This is a genomic window from Pseudomonas sp. S10E 269, from assembly GCF_002798465.1.
Classification (GTDB): domain Bacteria; phylum Pseudomonadota; class Gammaproteobacteria; order Pseudomonadales; family Pseudomonadaceae; genus Aquipseudomonas; species Aquipseudomonas pergaminensis.
Genome location: NZ_PHIJ01000001.1, coordinates 3,527,904 through 3,548,649, shown reverse-complemented (window position 1 = coordinate 3,548,649; position 20,746 = coordinate 3,527,904). Strand labels below are relative to the sequence as shown.

Annotated in this window: 16 protein-coding genes and 1 pseudogene; 10 read left to right on the top strand and 7 right to left on the bottom strand. The window is 61.6% G+C overall.

Annotated features, from left to right (window positions below):
• Positions 1–14 precede the first annotated feature (14 nt).
• The 5 genes and pseudogenes from CWC48_RS16470 to CWC48_RS30880 all read left to right on the top strand — a co-directional run bounded on the left by CWC48_RS16470 (position 15) and on the right by CWC48_RS30880 (position 6,196).
• On the top strand, positions 15–2,579 hold the full coding sequence (locus CWC48_RS16470) for a TonB-dependent receptor (protein WP_100492207.1): 2,565 nt from the start codon (positions 15–17) through the stop codon (positions 2,577–2,579).
• A 137-nt stretch (positions 2,580–2,716) separates the two neighbouring features.
• The gene (locus tag CWC48_RS16465; RefSeq protein WP_100492206.1) at positions 2,717–3,325 is read left to right on the top strand and encodes a biliverdin-producing heme oxygenase; all 609 of its coding nucleotides are present in this window, start codon (positions 2,717–2,719) and stop codon (positions 3,323–3,325) included.
• 191 nt (positions 3,326–3,516) lie between these two features.
• Complete coding sequence (locus CWC48_RS16460) at positions 3,517–3,918, top strand: YbaN family protein (RefSeq protein ID WP_099494261.1); 402 nt, start codon at positions 3,517–3,519, stop codon at positions 3,916–3,918.
• 85 nt (positions 3,919–4,003) lie between these two features.
• Positions 4,004–5,338 (top strand): annotated as a pseudogene (locus CWC48_RS30885) (HAMP domain-containing protein); the annotation flags it as partial.
• Between the two features lie 102 nt (positions 5,339–5,440).
• Entirely contained in the window at positions 5,441–6,196 is a 756-nt protein-coding gene (locus CWC48_RS30880) for a methyl-accepting chemotaxis protein (RefSeq protein WP_371857073.1), read from the top strand.
• Between the two features lie 102 nt (positions 6,197–6,298).
• Here the strand turns inward: CWC48_RS30880 and CWC48_RS16445 are convergent, their stop codons facing one another.
• On the bottom strand, positions 6,299–6,862 hold the full coding sequence (locus CWC48_RS16445; RefSeq protein ID WP_053135698.1) for an NAD(P)H nitroreductase: 564 nt from the start codon (positions 6,860–6,862) through the stop codon (positions 6,299–6,301).
• Positions 6,863–7,001: 139 nt separating this feature from the next.
• Here CWC48_RS16445 and CWC48_RS16440 point away from each other — a divergent pair, with 139 nt between their 5' ends.
• The 5 genes from CWC48_RS16440 (at position 7,002) to CWC48_RS16415 (ending at position 14,990) form a co-directional block, all read left to right on the top strand.
• Complete coding sequence (locus CWC48_RS16440) at positions 7,002–8,429, top strand: di-heme oxidoredictase family protein (protein ID WP_100492204.1); 1,428 nt, start codon at positions 7,002–7,004, stop codon at positions 8,427–8,429.
• Positions 8,430–8,460: 31 nt separating this feature from the next.
• The gene (locus CWC48_RS16435; RefSeq protein WP_078050050.1) at positions 8,461–9,525 is read left to right on the top strand and encodes an imelysin family protein; all 1,065 of its coding nucleotides are present in this window, start codon (positions 8,461–8,463) and stop codon (positions 9,523–9,525) included.
• Between the two features lie 2 nt (positions 9,526–9,527).
• Positions 9,528–10,625 carry a DUF1513 domain-containing protein gene (locus CWC48_RS16430; RefSeq protein ID WP_078050051.1) on the top strand — a complete coding sequence of 366 codons (1,098 nt, stop codon included), beginning with the start codon at positions 9,528–9,530 and terminating at the stop codon, positions 10,623–10,625.
• 204 nt (positions 10,626–10,829) lie between these two features.
• Complete coding sequence (locus tag CWC48_RS16420) at positions 10,830–11,960, top strand: efflux RND transporter periplasmic adaptor subunit (RefSeq protein ID WP_100492202.1); 1,131 nt, start codon at positions 10,830–10,832, stop codon at positions 11,958–11,960.
• Positions 11,961–11,963: 3 nt separating this feature from the next.
• Positions 11,964–14,990, top strand: coding sequence for a multidrug efflux RND transporter permease subunit (locus tag CWC48_RS16415; RefSeq protein WP_100492201.1), 3,027 nt, complete (start codon positions 11,964–11,966; stop codon positions 14,988–14,990).
• 60 nt (positions 14,991–15,050) lie between these two features.
• Here the strand turns inward: CWC48_RS16415 and CWC48_RS16410 are convergent, their stop codons facing one another.
• From CWC48_RS16410 to groL, 6 genes are all read right to left on the bottom strand, one after another.
• Positions 15,051–15,278, bottom strand: a complete 228-nt coding sequence (locus CWC48_RS16410) for a hypothetical protein (RefSeq protein ID WP_078050054.1) — start codon at positions 15,276–15,278, stop codon at positions 15,051–15,053.
• Positions 15,275–15,994, bottom strand: coding sequence for a lipopolysaccharide kinase InaA family protein (locus CWC48_RS16405; protein WP_078050055.1), 720 nt, complete (start codon positions 15,992–15,994; stop codon positions 15,275–15,277). Before CWC48_RS16405 ends, CWC48_RS16410 begins: the two co-directional genes overlap by 4 nt.
• 4 nt (positions 15,995–15,998) lie before the next feature.
• Positions 15,999–16,679 (bottom strand): class I SAM-dependent methyltransferase, encoded by a 681-nt coding sequence (locus CWC48_RS16400; protein WP_078050056.1) that lies wholly within the window; start codon positions 16,677–16,679, stop codon positions 15,999–16,001.
• A 188-nt stretch (positions 16,680–16,867) separates the two neighbouring features.
• Complete coding sequence (locus tag CWC48_RS16395) at positions 16,868–18,148, bottom strand: HAMP domain-containing sensor histidine kinase (protein WP_099494256.1); 1,281 nt, start codon at positions 18,146–18,148, stop codon at positions 16,868–16,870.
• Positions 18,138–18,821: a two-component system response regulator ColR gene (gene colR, locus CWC48_RS16390; protein WP_003175870.1), complete on the bottom strand. Its 684-nt coding sequence runs from the start codon at positions 18,819–18,821 to the stop codon at positions 18,138–18,140. Before colR ends, CWC48_RS16395 begins: the two co-directional genes overlap by 11 nt.
• A gap of 265 nt (positions 18,822–19,086) precedes the next feature.
• On the bottom strand, positions 19,087–20,733 hold the full coding sequence (groL, locus tag CWC48_RS16385) for a chaperonin GroEL (protein WP_078050058.1): 1,647 nt from the start codon (positions 20,731–20,733) through the stop codon (positions 19,087–19,089).
• Positions 20,734–20,746: the final 13 nt, after the last annotated feature.

Genomic DNA, 20,746 nt, shown 5'->3' with positions numbered 1-20,746 from the left:
CCGGAGCGCTCTCGATGTCCTCTTGTTTCAACCGCCGGTCCTCTTCGCCCGTCCTGTCCTTGCTGACTGCAGCCATCCTGCTGGCCGGTGCGCCAGTGATGACGGCCACCGCCGCAGAACCCGCCCCGCGCAGCCACGGCAACTACAACTTCAGTATCGAGCAGCAGTCGCTGGTCTCGGCACTCAATGCCTTTACCGCCGTGACCGGCTGGCAGGTCGGCTTGCCGGCCGAGCTGGGCCAGGGTGTGTCGTCCCCTGGCGTACGCGGGCCGTTGTCGCCGGAAAAAGCCCTGGACCGGCTGTTGGTGGGGACCAACCTGAGCTACCGCAAACTGGGCAGCAACAACATCGTGCTGGAGAAACGCGCAACGGGCGGCACCCTCAACCTGCAACAGGTGACCATCAGCGCTACCCGTAACGAGCAAAACATCAGCAGCGTGCCCAGCACCGTGACCGTGCAGGAACGCGAGGAGCTGGACCGCCAGAACGTGAATACCATTCGTGAACTGGTGCGTTATGAACCCAACGTCTCGGTCGGCGGTGCGGGTGGCCGCTCAAGCAATTCGGGCTACAACATTCGCGGCATCGACGGCGACCGCATCCTCACCCAGGTGGACGGTGTGGAAGTGCCGGACAACTTCTTCAACGGCCCCTACGCCAAGACCCGCCGCAACTACGTCGACCCGGAAATCGTCAAGCGCGTGGAAATCCTGCGCGGCCCGGCCTCGGCCCTGTACGGCAGCAGCGCCATCGGCGGCGCCGTCAGTTATTTCACCCTCGACCCGGATGACATCATCAAGCCCGGCCAGGACTTCGGCGCGCGCCTCAAGACCGGCTACAGCTCCGCCGACGAAAGTTGGTTGACCTCCGGCACCGTCGCCGGCCGCGTGCAGGACTTCGACGGTTTGCTGCACTTGAGCCAGCGCAATGGCCATGAGATGGAATCCTACGATGGCAACAACGCCACGGGCCTGGCGCGCACCGGCGCCAACCCAGAGGACGCGCGCACCACCAACGTGCTGGCCAAGCTGGGCTGGAACTACGGTGACGACAATCGACTGGGCCTGACGTACGAGAAGTTCAAGGATGATCGCGACGTCAATCTCAAGAATGCCGTGGGTGGTCCGTTCACCGGTGGGCGCGGCTTCAACTTCTACCGTGCGCGGTCGGGCAACGACACCATCACACGCGAGCGTTTCGGCATCGAAAACCGCTTCGCCCTTGACTCGCCGATTGCCGACCAGATCAAGACCAGCCTCAACTACCAGATCGCCAAGACCGACCAGTCCACCGCCGAAATCTACCAGCCGTCCCGCCGCGTCCTGCGCACCCGCGAAACCCTCTACGAGGAAAAACAGTGGGTGTTCGACGCACAGCTGGACAAGGCGTTCAGCGTGGGCGACACCGATCACCGAGTCACCTACGGCACCACCCTGAAACAACAGAAAGTCACCGGCTCCCGCGAAGGCGGCGCTACCTGCCTGGCGGTCGGCAGCGGTTGCACGGCCATCGGCGCGCCCAGCCCGATTGCCAGCGACAGCGTGAAAAAGGCCAGTGACTTCCCGGACCCGACCATCAACACCTACTCGCTGTTCGCACAAGACCAGATCACCTGGGACAAGTGGACCTTCCTGCCCGCTGTGCGCTACGACTACACCCAGCTCAAGCCCAAGTTGACTGAAGAGTTCCTCAACACGGTTGACCCGACGCGGATCTACGCCCACAGCGACAAGGAAAAAACCTGGCACCGCGTGACGCCAAAATTCGGCCTGACCTACGCACTGACCGATCACTACACCTGGTTCGGCCAATACGCTGAAGGCTTCCGCACACCGTCGGCCAAGGCCTTGTACGGCCGCTTTGAAAACCTGCAGCAGGGCTACACCGTCGAGCCCAACCCAGACCTCAAGCCGGAAAGCAGCAAGGGCGTGGAAACCGGGATTCGCGGCAACTTCGATTCCGGTTCGTTTGATATCGCTGTGTTCTACAACAAATACCGCGACTTCATCGACGAGGACGCCTCCGTCGCCGGCGGCACCTCACAGCAATTCGAAGCCAACAACATCAAGCACGCCACCATCAAAGGGATAGAAGCCAAAGGGCGCCTGAACCTCGATGCCTTCGGCGCGCCGCAAGGCCTGTACACCCAGGGTTCGGTCGGCTACACCTATGGCCGCAACGACGACAATGGCGAGGCGCTCAACAGCGTCAACCCGCTCAAGGGCGTATTCGGCCTGGGCTACGACCAGGACAACTACGGTGGCCTGCTGAGCTGGACCCTGGTGAAAAAGCAGAACCGCGTCGACAGCACCACCTTCCACGCGCCTGACGGCAGCACCACCGGCCCGTTCAAGACCCCAGGCTTCGGCGTGCTTGACCTGACCGCCTTCTACAAGGTCACCAACGACGTGACCGTCAATGGCGGCCTCTACAACCTCACCGACAAGAAGTACTGGAACTGGGATGACGTGCGCAGCTACGACGGCGTCGGCGAAGCCGGTGTGACCTCCCCGGCCAACCTCGACCGCCTGACCCAGCCGGGTCGCAACTTTGCGATCAACGTGATCTGGGACATCTGATGAAACCCGCCTCACCCCGGCGCCTTTATTCAACGTCGGGGTGAGGATTTTTTACTGTGCCGCGTCTTCTTGTTCGTCTAGTTGATAACAGCTCTCTTTCGGGCACCAAGGCGCTTCCCTTCTCAAGGACTTTTTTCATGACCGCTTCCTCAACCGCAGAACGTGCAAGCCTGCGCTCCCAGCGCCTGAACCAGATCACCAACGAGCCACATACCAAGCTCGACGCACTGGTCAAGGCCCACGCCCCGTTTGAAACCCAGGCCAACTTCGCCCGCTTCGTCGTGGCGCAGTATCTGTTCCAGTCAGAACTGGTAGCCCTGTACAACGACCCCGAGCTGATCAAGATCGTGCCGGACCTGGCCGAGCGCTGCCGCGCCGAAGCCGCCAAGCTGGACCTGGGCGACCTGGACACCGAGGTACCGGCACCGGTCGCCGGCGCCGTGAAGAACCCGAGCAAGGCCGAAGCCCTGGGCTGGCTGTTTGTCTCCGAAGGCTCCAAGCTGGGCGCCGCGTTCCTGATCAAGCGCGCCGTCGGCCTGGGCCTGAGCGAAACCTTCGGTGCCCGTCACCTGGGTGAGCCGGCCGGTGGTCGTGCCGAAGGCTGGAAAAGCTTCACTCGCACCCTCGACGCCCTGGAATTCAGCGCCGAAGAAGAAGCCGCGGTGGAAAAAGGCGCGATCGACGCGTTTGTGCGCTTCACCGTGCTGCTGGAACAGGCGTACGCTAGCGCCCCTGAACTGGCCTGACCCTTGGCTGGAATGCGATAAAAATGTGGAAGCGGGCTTGCTGTGGTGAGCAGGCTTGCCCTGCGCTGGGCTTCGAAGCAGCCCCTTGGGTCGGCGGTGAGCCCGTCGGGGGACAAGCCCCACTCACCACAGCAAGCCCGCTCCCACATTTAGATCTCATTTCATATTGATTCTCTGTGATATCTCTACCTATGACCGGCAAAACCCAATCCACCTCGAAAATCGCCCGGATCCTCTTCGGCCTGCTGGCCTACGTCAGCCTGGGCATCGGGCTGGTGGCGATTGTCGTGCCGGGTTTGCCCACCACCGAATTCATCCTGCTCGCCGCGTGGGCCGCCACCAAAAGCTCTCCGCGCCTCAGTGCCTGGCTGGAAAACCACCGGCTGTTCGGGCCGATCCTGTTCAATTGGCGCAACGGCAAGATCATCGCCCGTCGTGCCAAAGTCAGCGCCACCGTGAGCATGCTGCTGTGCGCCCTGTTGATGCTGGTGATGCTCGATCATGGCTGGCCGATCTACCTGGCGATTGCCGGGATGAGCCTGGGCAATCTGTGGATCTGGTCACGCCCGGAACGGCTTGCAGCGCCCGTATAACGCTGCTTGTAGGGTTTTCCCTACCACTCATCGCCTCCCTCTCATGAAATGGTTTATTACGCCGATGTTTCAGACATAGCGCTGAATGGACTTGGCCTGCACTGCGTGCCTTCAAACAAGTCCATTCGTGAGTGAACCTATGTTCGACACCCTCTCCATTCGCTTGAAAATCGTGTTGCTGTCGGGCCTTTGCCTGTTGGGGGTGATCGCGCTGGTCGTCGGCATCAACCTCTACAACACCAACCAGAACGATCAACTGGTCAGCGACTCCAGCTCGCGCATGCTCACCGCCAGCGTGGAACAACTGCTGCAGGCCAAGGCCGCCGAGCAAGCGGTGCACTTGCAGAAAACCTTTGGAGACAGCCTGCTGGCCGTGACCGCCCTGGCCGATCAGATCAAGGACCTGCGCAACTTGGCCGCCCAGCGCGGACTGGAGCCTGGCGCACTGCGCGAAGCACTTAACCAGAGCCTGAAAACTGCCTTCGAACGCAACAGCAAAGTGCTGGGCATGTGGTTGTCATTCGAGCCCAATGGCCTGGACGGCAAGGACAGCGAATTCATCGACGACAAGGCTCGCGTCTCCAACGAAAAGGGGCGGTTCTCCAGCTACTGGAGCCGTGCAGGCGGCGAAGGCTTGAACACCATCATGGTCGAGGACGACCTGACCAAGACCACCCTCAACCTCAGCGGTACGCCCTACAACATCTGGTACACCTGCCCACGCGACACCCGCAACACCTGCCTGCTGGACCCATACGAAGACACCGTGGCCGGCAAACCCGTGTTGATGACCACCATCTCCCTGCCGCTGATCGTGGACGCGAAGGTCATTGGCGTGGTGGGCGTCGACATCGCCCTCAACGCCTTACAGGCCAGCACCGACGCGGCACAGAAAGACGTGTTCAATGGCGCCGCGCACCTGGAAATACTCTCCAGCACCGGTTTGATTGCCGCCTACAGTGGCGAGCCGGCCAAGGTCGGCAAGAACCTGATCGACACCCTCGGTGCCGAAGGCAAGGAAATCGTGCAACTGCTGGCGAGCGACAACCGCATGATCCGCGAGCAGGACGGCACCATTCGCGCGGTGTACCCGGTGAAGCCGATCGCCGATGCCAAATCCTGGGGCGTGGTGATCAAGCTGCCAAAAGCGGTGATGCTCGCCGACAACGTCAAACTGCAAGCGGTACTCGATGACGCTCAGGCAGCCGGCACCCTCAAGGCGCTGCTGGTGGCCGCCGCCGCCGGCTTGCTGGGCTTGCTGCTGATCTGGCTGACTGCCACGGGTGTCACCCGCCCAATCAACAGCGTGGCGGCCATGCTCAAAGACATCGCCAGCGGTGACGGCGACCTCACCCAACGCCTGGCCTATGCCAAGAAGGATGAACTGGGCGAGTTGGTGAACTGGTTCAACCGCTTCCTCGACAAACTGCAACCGACCATCGCGCAGATCAAGCAAAGCATCACTGAAGCCCGTGGCACCGCTGACCAGTCCTCCGCCATCGCCCGCCAGACCAGCGAAGGCATGCAGGTGCAGTTCCGCGAAATCGACCAGGTGGCCACCGCGTCGAACGAAATGAGCGCCACTGCCCACGACGTGGCCAACAGCGCCTCGAATGCCGCCAGCGCGGCACGCGGTGCCGATCAGTCGGCGCGTGAAGGCATGTCGATCATTGAGCAGAGCACTCGCGATATCACCTCCCTGGCCGAGGAAGTCAGCAGGGCCGTAGGTGAAGTCGAAGCCTTGGCGGTCAACAGCGAACAGATCGGTTCAGTGCTGGAAGTGATCCGCAGCATTGCCGAGCAGACCAACCTGCTGGCCCTCAACGCCGCCATTGAAGCGGCGCGCGCCGGGGAAAGTGGCCGTGGGTTTGCGGTGGTGGCCGACGAGGTGCGCAACCTGGCCAAGCGCACCCAGGATTCGGTGGAAGAGATCCGCTTGGTGATCGAACGGATCCAGAGTGGCACCCGTGGCGTGGTCGCCACCATGCATTCGAGCCAGCATCAGGCGCAGAGCAATGCGGGGCAGATCCATCAAGCCGTGCAGGCCTTGGGCAAGATCAGTGACGCGGTCACCGTGATCAGCGACATGAACCTGCAGATCGCCAGCGCCGCCGAACAACAGAGCGCCGTGGCCGAAGAGGTCAACCGCAACGTTTCGGCGATACGCACCGTGACCGAGACCCTCACCGGCCAGGCCACCGAGTCGGCGGCCATCAGCAGCCAACTCAATGCATTGGCCAGCCAGCAAATGAAGTTGATGGATCAGTTCAGGGTCTGACAGCTTGCACAAAACCCTGTGGGAGCCGGCTTGCCGGCGATGGCAGCCTTGAAATTGATGCAACTCTCAAGGGCCTCATCGCCGGCAAGCCGGCTCCTACCATTAGAGACCAGTCCAAGCCTGGACAAACGCCGCCACATCCTCTTTAGCCGCGGTACGCGGCGGGTTCTGCGGCGTGCCCAGGTAAAGGAAGCCAATCACTTCCTCATCCGCCGTCAGCCCCAGGCCTTTGGCGACATGGGCCGAGTAGGACAATTCGCCCGTGCGCCACACCGCGCCAATCCCCTGGGCATACGCCGCCAGCAGGATACCGTGGGCGGCGCAGGCGGCGGCCAGCAGTTGCTCGGACTTCGGCACCTTGAAATGTTCCTGCAACCGGGCAATCACCACCACCACCAACGGCGCGCGCAACGGGCCGTTCTGGGCCTTGTCGATGGCGGCTTGCGGGGCATCGGCGTCCTGCAGGCGTGCGGCTTCGGCCAGCAGCGTGCCCATTTGCTCACGGGCAGCCCCTTCAACCGTGAGGAAACGCCAAGGGCGCAGTTGGCCGTGGTCAGGCGCGCGCATGGCGGCGGCGAACAGCACGTCGCGCTGCTCCTGGGTCGGCGCCGGTTCCAGCAGACGCGGCACGGAAACACGGTTGAGCAAAGCGTCGAGAGCCTGCATTGGCCACCTCCAGAGAAAAATGTGCGGTCATTCTAGCGGGAATGAATCGGATTCGACCAAACGATAATTGCTCTTATTCATTGCGCCCCGCCCTGTTAGACTTTGCGACCTTATTTTTCGTCTTCGTCCGGGAAACTCGATGTTCCGTTCGCTTTTTCGCCTGTCCGCAGCCGTGCTGGCCTTGAGCCTGAGCGCCTGCGATGACGCGCCCAGGTTTACCAAGGCCGAGCCGGGTGAATCACGGGCGGGCGGCGCTGCGACGGTGAACAAGCGTGACCAGAACGCGTTTTCCCTGCCTTCGGCCAACCTCTCGCCCACCCGGCGCCTGGATTTCAGCGTCGGCAACAGCTTCTTCCGCAGCCCCTGGGTGATCGCGCCGTCCACCACCACGGCGCGTGATGGCCTCGGCCCGTTGTTCAACACCAATGCCTGCCAGAACTGCCATATCAAGGACGGTCGCGGCCATCCGCCGCTGCCCGACGCCCCCAATGCAGTGTCGATGCTGGTGCGCCTGTCCATTCCGGATACCCCGGCCTACGCCAAGCTCATCGAACAGGTCGGCGTAGTACCCGAGCCCGTCTACGGCGGGCAACTGCAAGACATGGCCGTGCCGGGCGTAGCGCCTGAAGGCAAGGTGCGCATGGATTACACACCGGTCAACGTGACGTTCAAGGACGGCACCGTGGTCGAGTTGCGCAAGCCAGACCTGCAGATCACCCAGCTCGGCTACGGCCCGATGCATCCGGATACGCGTTTTTCCGCCCGCATCGCCCCGCCGATGATCGGCCTGGGCCTGCTCGAAGCCATCAGCGACGCCGATATCCTGCGCAACACCGACCCGAAGACTGCCGACAAGGAAGCCATCGTTGGCCGCGCCAATTGGGTCTGGGACGACGCCCAGCAAAAAACCGTGCTCGGGCGTTTTGGCTGGAAGGCCGGGCAACCCAACCTCAATCAACAAAATGTTCACGCGTTCTCTGGTGATATGGGCCTCACCACATCCCTGAGACCCTTTGATGACTGCACCGATGCCCAAGTTGCCTGCAAACAGGCCCCCAACGGCAATGGCGCCGACGGCGAGCAGGAAGTCAGCGACAATATCCTGCGCCTGGTGCTGTTCTACACCCGCAACCTGGCGGTGCCGGCGCGCCGTGGCGTCAACACGCCGCAGGTGCTGGCCGGTAAAAACCTGTTCTACCAGGCAGGTTGCCAGGGTTGCCACAAACCCGCGTTCACCACGGCCGCGAATGCCGCTGAACCTGAACTGGCCAACCAGGTGATCCGCCCCTACAGCGACCTGCTGTTGCACGACATGGGGCCGGGGCTGGCCGACAACCGCAGCGAATTCAAGGCCGGTGGCCGCGACTGGCGCACCCCGCCGTTGTGGGGCATTGGCCTGACGCAAACCGTGAGTGGCCACACCCAGTTCCTGCATGACGGCCGCGCCCGCAACCTGCTCGAAGCCGTACTGTGGCACGGCGGCGAAGCACAAGCGGCGCAGCAGCATGTGTTGTCCTTTAATGCCGAGCAGCGCGCAGCGTTGCTGGCGTTCCTGAATTCTTTATAAGCTTCGCCCCAATTACAGAAGGGAGCTCGACATGTTCCGTCCCAAGTTGTTGTTCACCAGCCTGGCCGCCCTCGCCCTTGGCGCCTGCTCGCCCCAGGACCCGCAAGCGGTGACCTCAGCGGCCATCGCCAAGCAAGTGATCCTGCCGACCTACAGCCGTTGGGTTGAAGCCGACCGTCAACTGGCCGTGAGCGCCCTTGCCTACTGCCAGGGCAAAGAGAGCCTGGACACCGCCCGTGCCGACTTCCTCCACGCCCAAAAAGCCTGGGCCGAGCTGCAACCCTTGCTGATCGGCCCGTTGGCCGAAGGCAACCGTTCGTGGCAGGTGCAATTCTGGCCGGACAAAAAGAACCTGGTCGGCCGCCAGGTCGAGCAACTCGTCGCCAGCCAGCCGCAGATCGACGGTGCCGCCCTGGCCAAGTCCAGCGTGGTGGTACAAGGCCTGTCGGCCTACGAATACATCCTCTATGACGCCAAGACCGACATTGCCGACGACGCCCAAAAGGCCCGTTACTGCCCGCTGCTGGTGGCCATCGGCGACCGTCAGAAGGCCCTGGCCGAAGAGATCCTGGCCAGCTGGAACAGCACCGACGGCATGCTCGCGCAGATGACCAAGTTTCCTAACCAGCGCTACGCCGATTCCCACGAAGCCATCGCCGACCTGCTGCGCGTCCAAGTGACCGCACTGGACACCCTGAAGAAAAAGCTCGGCACGCCGATGGGCCGCCAGACCAAGGGCATCCCGCAGCCATTCCAGGCCGATGCATGGCGCAGCCAGTCGTCCCTGCAAAGCCTCGAAGCCAGCCTCGCGGCAGCCCAGACCGTGTGGGTGGGTGTGGACAACAAAGGCCTGCGTGGCCTGCTGCCGGCCGAGCAGAAGCCATTGGCTGACAAGATCGACGCTGCCTATGCCGCGTCCCTGAAACTGTTCGCCAGCAACCAGCGCACCCTCAACGAACTGTTGAACGATGACGCCGGGCGCCAGCAGCTCAACGATATCTATGACAGCCTCAACGTCGTCCACCGCCTGCACGAAGGCGAACTGGCCAAGGCGCTGGGCATCCAACTGGGCTTCAATGCCAACGACGGTGACTGATGATGCTCAGGCGACAGGCTTTGGCCGTTGGCAGCGTGCTGCTCAGTGCACTCACTCTGGGTGGCTGGACGCTGTTCAAAAGCAAGGACAAGGGCCCGCTGCTGCTGTCGGCGCGCGATGATGCGGACGGCAAGCACTACGCCGTCGGCTACCGCCTGGACGGCAAGCCGGTGTTTGCCACACAGGTCGGCCAGCGCTGCCACGACATCATCAACCACCCGACGCTGCCGATCGCGCTGTTTGTCGCCCGTCGCCCGGGCACCGAGAGTTATCTGATCGACCTGCGTGATGGCGCGCTGCTGCAAACCATCACTTCCCATGCCAATCGCCACTTCTATGGCCACGCGGTCATCCACAAGAGCGGCGATTGGCTGTACGCCACCGAAAACGACACCTCCGACCCCGGCCGTGGCCTGCTCGGCGTGTACAGGTTCGAAGGCGAGCGGCTGGTGCACAGCGGTGAGCTCTCCACCCACGGTATCGGCCCGCACCAGGTGTCGTGGATGCCCGATGGCGAAACCCTGGTGGTGGCCAACGGCGGCATTCGCACCGAAGCCGAAAGCCGCGTGGAGATGAACCTCAACGCCATGGAACCGAGCCTGGTGCTGATGCACCGCGACGGCACCTTGATCAGCAAGGAAACCCTCGGCCAGCAGATGAACAGCGTGCGCCACATGGGGATCGCCAGCGATGGCACCATCCTCACCGGGCAGCAGTTCATGGGGCCGTCCCAGGAGCGCTCCGAGTTGTTGGCGATCAAGCGTCCAGGGCAGCCGTTCGTAGCCTTCCCGGTGGCCGATGAGCAGTTGCAGGCCATGGGGCACTACACCGCCAGCGTGGCGGTGCACAGCGAACTGCGCCTGGTGGCGTTGACCGCGCCGCGGGGCAATCGCTTCTTTATCTGGGACATGGACAGCGGCGCGCTGCGCCTGGATGGGCCGCTGCCTGACTGTGCCGGTGTGGGGGCCGTCGAGGACGGCTTTGTCGTCACCTCCGGCCAGGGTCGTTGCCGCTTCTACGATTGCCGCCAGAAACAACTGGTAGCAAAACCCTTGGAATTGCCCGCAGGGCTCTGGGACAACCATCTTCACTTGATCTGACGCGATTCCCTGTAGGAGCCCGGCTTGCCGGCGATGAGGGCCTCAAGCCTTGCGGCGACGCGAAGTACGCTATCGCCAGCAAGCCGGGCGCCTACAGGTCCGTTTACCTGTCAAAAATACCGAGTGGAATACCCCCAATACTCGGAGTAATGTTCCGACAATCGTCTGTCTTCGTCTGTCCCAGTTTTTCCAAGGAATCGGAATATGCTGCGCCGTCGCATGCTGATCATGTTGGGTGTCGTCCTGTTAATCGTGCTGCTGTTGGCGGGCTATAAAGCCTTTTCCATCTATCAGCAGATTCAGGTCTTTTCCAAACCCAAGCCGCCGGTCAGTGTGGCCGTCGCGACGGCGGCCGAGCAGCCCTGGCAACTGCGCTTGCCTTCGGTGGGTACGCTCAAGGCGTTGCAAGGGGTGAACCTGAGCCTGGAGGTGGCCGGCACGGTCAAGGACGTGCAGTTCGAGTCCGGGCAGAAGGTCAAGGCCGGGCAACCGTTGGTGCAACTCGACAGCGCAGTGGAAAGCGCCCTGCTGGAAACCGCCCAGGCGGATCTCGGCCTGGCCCAGCTGGATTACGGTCGCGGCAGCCAGCTGGTGGGCAGCCAGGCCATCTCCAAAGGCGAGTTCGATCGCCTTTCCGCGCAACTGCAAAAGAACAAGGCCACGGTCAACCAGCTCAAGGCGTCGCTGGCGAAAAAGCACATCGTCGCGCCGTTCAGCGGCACCATCGGCATTCGCCAGGTGGACGTGGGTGACTACCTGGCCAGCGGCACAGTGATCGCCATCCTGCAGGACATCAGCAGCCTCTACGTCGATTTCTATATCCCCGAACACTCCGTGCCCAAGGTCGCCCTCGGGCAGGCGGTGCAGGTGGAAGTCTCGGCTTACCCTGGCGAGCAATTTCCCGGCAGCGTCAGCGCGATCAACCCCAAGGTGGAGAACAGCACGCGCAACGTGCTGGTGCGCGCCACGCTGGCCAACCCGGAGGGCAAGCTGCTGCCCGGCATGTTCACCAGCCTGGACGTGCTACTGCCCAACCCCGCCCCGCAGATCGTGGTGCCTGAAGGCGCAATTACCTACACCCTCTACGGCAACTCGGTGTACGCCGTGGCCGAGAAAAAAACCGAGAGCGGCGAGGTGGAAAAGGATGCCGATGGTAAGCCCCTGCTAATCGCCGAACGACGCTTTGTCGAAACCGGTGAACGACGCGGCGGCCTGGTACGGGTGAACAAAGGCTTGAAAGCCGGCGAGCAGGTGGTCAGCGCCGGCCAGTTAAAGCTGGACAACGGCACGCCCATTGCCATCAGCCCGGACAAAAACCTGCCGGCAGGACACTGAGCCATGAAGTTCACCGACGTCTTTATCCGCCGACCCGTGCTGGCCATGGTGGTCAGCCTGCTGATCGTTTTGCTGGGTTTCCAGGCCTACAGCAAGCTGCCGTTGCGCCAGTACCCGAGTATGGAAAACGCCCTGATCACAGTGACCACCGCCTACCCTGGTGCCAACGCGGAGACCATCCAGGGCTATATCACCCAGCCCCTGCAGCAAAGCCTGGCCAGTGCCGAAGGCATTGACTACATGACCTCGGTGAGCCGCCAGAACTTCTCGGTGATCTCGATCTACGCGCGCATCGGCGCCAACAGTGACCGGCTGTTTACCGAGTTGCTGGCCAAGGCCAACGAGGTGAAGAACAAACTGCCGCAGGACGCCGAAGACCCGGTGCTGAGCAAAGAGGCCGCCGACGCCTCGGCACTGATGTACATCAGCTTCTCCAGCGGGGAACTGAGCAACCCGCAGATCACCGACTATTTATCGCGCGTGATCCAGCCCAAGCTCGCCACCCTGCCCGGCATGGCCGAAGCGGAGATCCTCGGCAACCAGGTGTTTGCCATGCGTATCTGGCTAGACCCGGTCAAGCTCGCGGGCTTCGGCCTCAGTGCCAGCGACATCACCGACGCCGTGCGCCGCTACAACTTCCTGTCCGCCGCCGGCGAGGTAAAGGGCGAGTTCGTCGTCACCAGCATCAACGCCAACACCGACCTCAAGTCCGCCGAGGCCTTTGGCGCGATCACCGTGAAAACCGACGGCGACAGCCGTGTGCTGCTGCGGGACGTGGCACGGGTGGAAATGGGCGCGGAAAACTACAACGCAATCAGCTCGTTTGGCGGCACGCCGTCGGTGTACATCGGCATCAAGGCCACGCCCAGCGCCAACCCGCTGGATGTAATCAAGGAAGTGCGCAAGATCATGCCGGAGCTGGAATCCCAGCTGCCGCCCAACCTCAAGGCAGAAATCGCCTACGACGCCACGCTGTTTATCCAGGCCTCCATCAACGAGGTGGTCAAGACCCTGTTTGAAGCGGTGCTGATCGTGATCGTCGTGGTGTTCCTGTTCCTCGGCGCCCTACGTTCGGTGGTGATCCCGGTGATCACTATCCCGCTGTCGATGATCGGCGTGCTGTTCTTCATGCAGTTGATGGGCTACTCGATCAACCTGCTGACCCTGCTGGCGATGGTCCTGGCCATTGGCCTGGTGGTGGACGACGCCATCGTGGTGGTGGAAAACATCCACCGGCATATCGAGGAAGGCAAGACGCCCCTGGACGCAGCGCTGGAAGGCGCGCGGGAGATCGCCTTGCCGGTGGTGTCGATGACCATCACCCTGGCGGCGGTGTATGCGCCGATTGGTTTTCTCGAAGGGCTTACCGGCGCCTTGTTCAAGGAGTTCGCGCTGACACTGGCCGGGGCGGTGATCATCTCCGGGATCGTCGCCCTGACGCTGTCGCCGATGATGTGCGCCCTGTTGTTGCGTCACGATGAAAACCCTTCGGGCCTGTCTCACCGTCTCGACCGGATTTTCGACGGCCTCAAGCGCCGCTACCAACGCATGCTGCACGGCACCCTGAACACGCGGCCGGTGGTGATCGTGTTTGCGTTGATTGTGCTGTGCCTGATCCCGCTGTTCCTCAAGTTCACCCAGTCGCAACTGGCACCGGACGAAGACCAGGGCATCATTTTCATGATGGCCAGTGCGCCGCAGCCGACCAACCTCGACTACCTCAACACCTACACCGACGAATTCATCCAGATCTTCAAAGAGTTTCCGGAGTACTACTCGTCATTCCAGATCAATGGCTTCAACGGGGTGCAGTCGGGCATCGGCGGTTTCCTGCTCAAGCCGTGGAACGAGCGCGACCGCACGCAGATGCAAATCCTGCCCGAGGTGCAAAAGCGCCTGGAGCAGATACCCGGCCTGCAAGTGTTCGGCTTCAACCTGCCCTCCTTGCCCGGCACGGGTGAAGGCTTGCCGTTCGGTTTCGTCATCAACACGGCCAACGATTATGAGTCGTTGCTCGAGGTGGCCAACCGCGTGAAAAAACGCGCGATGGAGTCGGGCAAGTTTGCCTTCGTGGACATCGACCTGGCGTTCGACAAACCTGAAGTGGTGGTGGATATCGACCGCGCCAAGGCGGCGCAGATGGGTGTGTCGATGCAGGACCTCGGCGGCACCCTGGCCACCTTGCTGGCGGAGGCGGAAATCAACCGGTTCACCCTGGACGGGCGCAGTTACAAGGTGATCGCCCAGGTCGAACGTGCTTACCGCGACAACCCCGAATGGCTGAACAACTACTACGTAAAAAACGCCAAGGCTGAGCTGTTGCCACTCTCCACGCTGATCACCGTCACGGACCGCGCCCGCCCTCGGCAGTTGAACCAGTTCCAGCAACTCAACTCGGCGCTGATCTCGGGCTTCCCTATTGTCAGCATGGGCGAAGCCATCGACACGGTGCGCCAGATTGCCATTGAAGAAACCCCGCCCGGCTATGCATTCGACTACAGCGGCGCGTCCCGGCAATTCATCCAGGAAGGCACGGCGTTGTGGGTTACCTTTGGCCTGGCCCTGGCGATCATCTTTTTGGTGCTGGCGGCGCAGTTCGAAAGCTTCCGTGACCCGCTGGTAATCCTGGTGACGGTGCCATTGTCGATCTGTGGGGCGCTGATTCCGCTGTTTCTGGGTTGGTCGAGCCTGAACATCTACACCCAGGTCGGTTTGGTCACGCTGATCGGCTTGATCAGCAAGCACGGGATCCTGATCGTGGAGTTCGCCAACCAACTGCGCAAGGACAAGGGCCTGACGCCCCGCCAGGCAGTCGAAGAAGCCGCCGCAATTCGCCTAAGGCCAGTGCTGATGACCACTGCGGCGATGGTGTTCGGCATGGTGCCGCTGATTTTCGCCACGGGCGCTGGCGCGGTCAGTCGGTTCGATATCGGTATGGTGATTGCGACGGGGATGTCGATCGGCACGCTGTTCACGTTGTTTGTGTTGCCGTGCGTCTATACCTTACTGGCCAAGCCGGACAAGGCCTGACACGCAGGCAAAAAAAAGGGCCTCGCATCGCAAGGCCCTTTTCCGGGGGGTTGAATCGTTTCAACTCTGCGGCCTCATGCCTTGAGACATGCCAAACATGAACAGCAACAGTTCATGATCAGGCTTGACCGCAGTGCTCGCCTTGGCAACGCGCGGCAACAGGCATTGCCCGCCACCCTGCGTTGCACTGAGCACCTGTGTGCGAGGCTGTTCCCAGGCCGCCAGCGCCATGGCTGCAACGCCCAACGCCCCGACCAGGAACAGACCTCGTGCTATTTCTAGCTTCATCTGGTTAAACCCTTGATAGCGCTGCCAAACGCCGTCTCGTAAAAGTAGCTGAGTTTCGCCCAGTCGGTAGCGTTCCACGACGAATGGCGACGCAGTTGCAGCATGTCATGGGAGGCGGCCCGATAAGCGGTCAAGCGCTGGCGGCATTTCTCGAAATCCAGCAGTGCCACTTCAACGTTGGCGGCGTCACCTTCGCCCGTCACCCGCACGAAAATATGCTTGATATACAGGCAACCGTGTTGCCAGCGCCCGCGGTGCATGCGCGCCAGGGTGCCGGCCAGTTCCTTGAGCACGCGCTCGTGCACAAGCTCGCCGTACTGCTCACGGCCACCGGCGGCGTACCAGTTTTCGATTTCGTCAAAGCCATCCAGGGCGGCGGTCACCAACAGTGCCTGCCAGCGCTGCTCGGAGTCGCGGCGCGCCTCGCAGAAGACCATCTCCGGCACGCGTACATCCAACAGGCGCAGGCCCTTGATCGCGTCCCGCTCGCGCAGCACAGTGGGGCGGCCCAACGGGTGCAGCCAGCTGCGGTAGATATGCCCGGTCTGGCGCTTGGCGTAGAGCAAGCGTCCATTGGTGCCCATCACGCGCTGCACACCGCTTTCACCACCACGCCGGCGGTTAGGCTCTTCGACCCACTCGCCCTGCTGGCGCCAGAAATAATCAAAACGTTCTTCGGGCGCTACATGACTGCCTGCTACGCACTCAACTGCCATCCTGTTACCTCTTGCGTAATACGTACACTCGCCACATGGCATAGAGCGGAATGAAGTCCAGGGACTCCTGAACTCGAAAACCGGCTTCCTCGAACTCGGCTTCAACAGTAGCAGCCGGTAACACAAATCTATTTTGGTAACCTTCCTGCTCACCCTTCTTGCGACGCTGACCTTCGAGACGCTTGCGTTTCCAGGCTTTGAAGTTGCCATCGACCCACAATGAAACGATCACGCTGTCTCGAGTAACACGCTGAAACTCCCGCAATATCGCCAACCGGTGCGCCGGGTCACCAATGTGGTGCAACAAGCGCATGCAGAAAATGCTGTCGACCGCGTTATCTGGCAAATCGATATCAAAGGCAGATGTCTGCAAAGGCCGTACCCGTTTCACCACATCGGCGGGCTGGGCGACGGTTGCCACCTTTAACATCGACGCCGAATTATCGGCACCGATGATCACGCGGTTGGGCTTTTCGGCCAGCAACGGCCAGAAACGCCCGGCGCCACACGGCAAGTCCAGCACCAGGCCAGGCTCACCGGCCATCGCCAACGCGCCACGGGCCAATTGCTCGTCGCGTTTGTGGGACAGCCGGCGAGCGAGATTGTCCTGATGCTTGAGCAAATATTCGTGGGCGTGTTCGTCGTCGTACTTTTCGGAAAATTCGAGTTTGATCGGGGTAGACATCAACGGATCTCCAGTTGCTGATGCCTACAACCTTAGGCATCGCGCTGTGATCAACTGGTCAACCCGTTGTGAAAAACTTGTCCTGTCCAATCCCATACATTTCAAGACTTTACAGAGACAAGCAATGGCATGGGGCCATCTTCGCCGAATAGCGGTGATCTCTGGCAGGATAGCGGCAGGGGGTGGAGTCAGGCGTTGACCTGACTCAATTGCACATGAAAGCGGCAGCCATTGGGTTCCATGGTGCTGAGGCTCACGCTCCAGCCCTGGTTTTCGCAGATGCGCTGGACCAGCGACAACCCCAGGCCCAGGCCCTCGCCCCGCTTCTCGTTGCCGCGCACAAACGGCTCGAACATCGCTTCGCGCTTGTCCTCGGGGATGCCCACACCAGTGTCTTCCACCACAAAACCGCTCGGCTCCAACGTCAGCCGAATAAAACCCTGCTCGGTGTAATGCAGCGCATTGCGCAACAGGTTGCCCATCACCGCATGCAGGAACGTGGCGTTATAGCGGGTATCCAGCGGGCTGCCCGGCTGGTAGATCAGCTCCAGGCCCTTGCGCTCGATAGGGTCGCGCCAGATACCGAGCAGGTCGTCAGCCACTTGCTCCAGGCTGACCTGGGGCGACATGGTGCTCTCGTCATGTTCGGCACGGGCCAGCATCAGGAAGGTCTGCACCAGCTCGCGCATTTCTTCACAAGCACGGGCAATGCGCTCGACCTGGTTGCGCCCACGCTGATCGATGGCCGGGTTTTCCAGCAGCAATTCGCAGGAGCTGGCCAGCACCATCAACGGCGTGCGCAATTCGTGGCTTACGTCACTGGTAAACAATTGCTCGCGAGACAGCGCCTGACGCAAGCGCCCCAGGGTGGCATCGAAGGCCACTGCCAGCTCACCCACTTCGTCGGCCGCGTAGTCCGGCGCCAGCGGCGGTGCCAGGCCCAGCAGTTGGTCACGATGACGGACCTGGCGCGCCAGGCGTACAACCGGTGCCATCACCTTGCGCGCCAGGACCCAACCGAGGAACACCGCCAGCGCCAGGCTCAGCACGAAGCCCACCAGTACCACGGCAAACAGCACGCGCTCGCGCTCTTCGAAATCGCTTTGATCCTGCAGCAGCACATAGCGCCGACCGTCGACCACTTCGACCATGGCGTGGTACGACAGCGACTCGCGGAAGACTTCATGGAAGCCGGGCTCAAGGTGTCGCAAATCCTTGGGCAACTCGAAGTCGCCAGGCCCGCCACTGAAGTAAAACAGCTGATCCGGTTCGGGCCGGTGCCGCCAGTCCTCGACGGTGTCCATCAGCAGCAGGCGTTGCAAGTCGCCGCCCAGGCCCGCCGAGATCAACTTCTCTTCCACCAGGTGCACGGTCGCAACGATGCCCATGGCAAAGGCGCCCGCCACCAACGCACTCATCAAGGCAAAGGCGATGATGATCCGTTGGGCAAGGCTTTGCTTAAACTCCATCTCGACCCTCGGCCAAGCGATAACCAACGCCGTGCACCGTTTGCAGCAACGGCTTGGCGAACGGCTTATCGATCACTTGGCGCAATTGGTGAACGTGGCTGCGCAGGCTGTCGCTGTCCGGGCAGTCATCGCCCCACAGGGCTTCTTCGAGAATTTCGCGACGCAGCACGTGCGGGCTCTTCTGCATCAGCACCGCCAGCAGTTTCAAGCCAACCGGGTTGAGCTTGAGCAGGCGCCCTTCGCGGGTCACTTCCAGGGTGTCGAGGTCGTAGCTCAGGTCACCCACCTGCAGGGCGCGGCGTCCGCCACCCTGGGCTCGGCGCAGCACGGCTTCGATGCGCGCGGCCAGTTCCGACAGGGCAAACGGTTTGAGCAGGTAGTCATCGGCGCCGGACTTGAAGCCCTGCAACCGGTCATCCAGTTGATCGCGGGCGGTGAGCATGATCACCGGTGTGTCGCGGCGTGCATCTTCGCGCAGGCGTTTGCACAGGGTGTAGCCGTCGATGCCGGGCAGCATGATGTCGAGCACGATCAAGTCGTAATGCTCGGTGGCGGCCAAGTGCAGGCCTGATAAACCGTCCTGCGCACAGTCGACGGTATAGCCCTTTAGCCCCAGGTAATCGGCCAGGTTGGCCAGAATATCGCGGTTGTCTTCAACCAATAGAATTCGCATGGGCAGTGTCTCCGTACGCGGTAACGGCCGTGTTGGCTCGCGCAGCTTAAGGCCAAGTGTGGCTTACGACTAGGGCAGCGGCACGACTCTATAAGTTTTTTCAACCCATTAGTTCCCTTCACGAGTTTTTCACTATCGCTTCACTCGGAGCCCACAGAAAGGCTGGCAGGATGATGCACCCTCACGCCTGGCGAAACCCAGGCATAAAAAAGCCCCGCCGGCATCACTGCCGGCGGGGCTTTTTCAGTACGGGGGTAAGGCTGGCTTACATCATGCCGCCCATGCCACCCATGCCGCCCATGTCTGGCATACCGCCGCCAGCCGAGCCTTCAGGCTTAGGCTTGTCAGCGATAGCAGCTTCGGTGGTCAGGATCAGGCCACCGATGGAGGCTGCAGCTTGCAGCGCGGAACGAGTCACCTTGGTAGGGTCCAGGATGCCCATTTCGATCATGTCGCCGTAGACGCCAGTCGCAGCGTTGTAACCGTAGTTACCTTTGCCGTTCTTGACTTCGTTGACCACAACGCTTGGCTCGTCGCCGGAGTTGGCAGCGATCTGGCGCAGTGGTGCTTCAACAGCGCGACGCAGTACGGCAATACCGACGTTCTGGTCAGCGTTGTCGCCGGTCAGGTTGGCCAGGGCTTCCAGAGCACGGATCAGCGCAACGCCACCGCCAGGTACCACGCCTTCTTCGACGGCTGCGCGGGTTGCGTGCAGGGCGTCTTCAACGCGGGCTTTCTTCTCTTTCATTTCAACTTCGGAACCGGCGCCAACCTTGATCACTGCAACGCCGCCGGACAGCTTGGCCAGGCGCTCTTGCAGTTTTTCACGGTCGTAGTCGGACGAAGTTTCGGCAACCTGGGCACGGATCTGAGTGATACGAGCCTGGATGTCCTGCTCTACGCCAGCACCGTCAACGATGATGGTGTTTTCTTTGGAGATGGTCACGCGCTTGGCACTGCCCAGGTTTTCCAGGGTAGCGCTTTCCAGGCTCAGGCCGATCTCTTCGGAGATAACGGTACCGCCGGTCAGAACGGCGATGTCCTGCAGCATGGCCTTGCGACGGTCGCCGAAGCCTGGCGCCTTGACGGCTGCGACTTTGACGATGCCACGCATGTTGTTCACAACCAGAGTCGCCAGGGCTTCGCCTTCAACGTCTTCGGAAACGATCAGCAGTGGGCGGCCGGCTTTGGCAACGGCTTCCAGCACTGGCAGCATTTCGCGGATGTTCGAGATCTTTTTGTCGACCAGCAGGATCAGCGGGCTGTCCAGCTCGGCAACCATGGTTTCTGGCTTGTTGACGAAGTACGGGGACAGGTAGCCACGGTCGAACTGCATGCCTTCTACAACCGACAGTTCGTTTTCCAGGCCAGTGCCTTCTTCAACGGTGATCACGCCTTCTTTACCGACTTTTTCCATGGCTTCGGCAATGATGTCGCCGATGGAGCTGTCGGAGTTGGCAGAGATGGTACCTACCTGGGCGATAGCCTTGGTGTCAGCGCATGGCTTGGACAGGTTTTTCAGCTCGGCGACGATGGCGATGGTTGCCTTGTCGATGCCGCGCTTGAGGTCCATTGGGTTCATGCCGGCAGCGACGGCTTTGTAGCCTTCGTTGACGATGGCCTGAGCCAGAACGGTAGCGGTGGTGGTGCCGTCGCCTGCGTCATCGTTGGCACGGGAGGCAACGTCTTTGACCAGCTGCGCGCCCATGTTCTCGAAACGGTCTTCCAGTTCGATTTCTTTGGCTACGGAAACGCCGTCCTTGGTGATGGTCGGAGCGCCGAAGCTCTTCTCGATGATCACGTTACGGCCTTTCGGGCCCAGGGTCGCTTTTACTGCGTCAGCCAGGATGTTGACACCGGTGAGCATTTTCTTGCGGGCGGAATCGCCGAATTTAACTTCTTTAGCAGCCATGATCGATAATCCT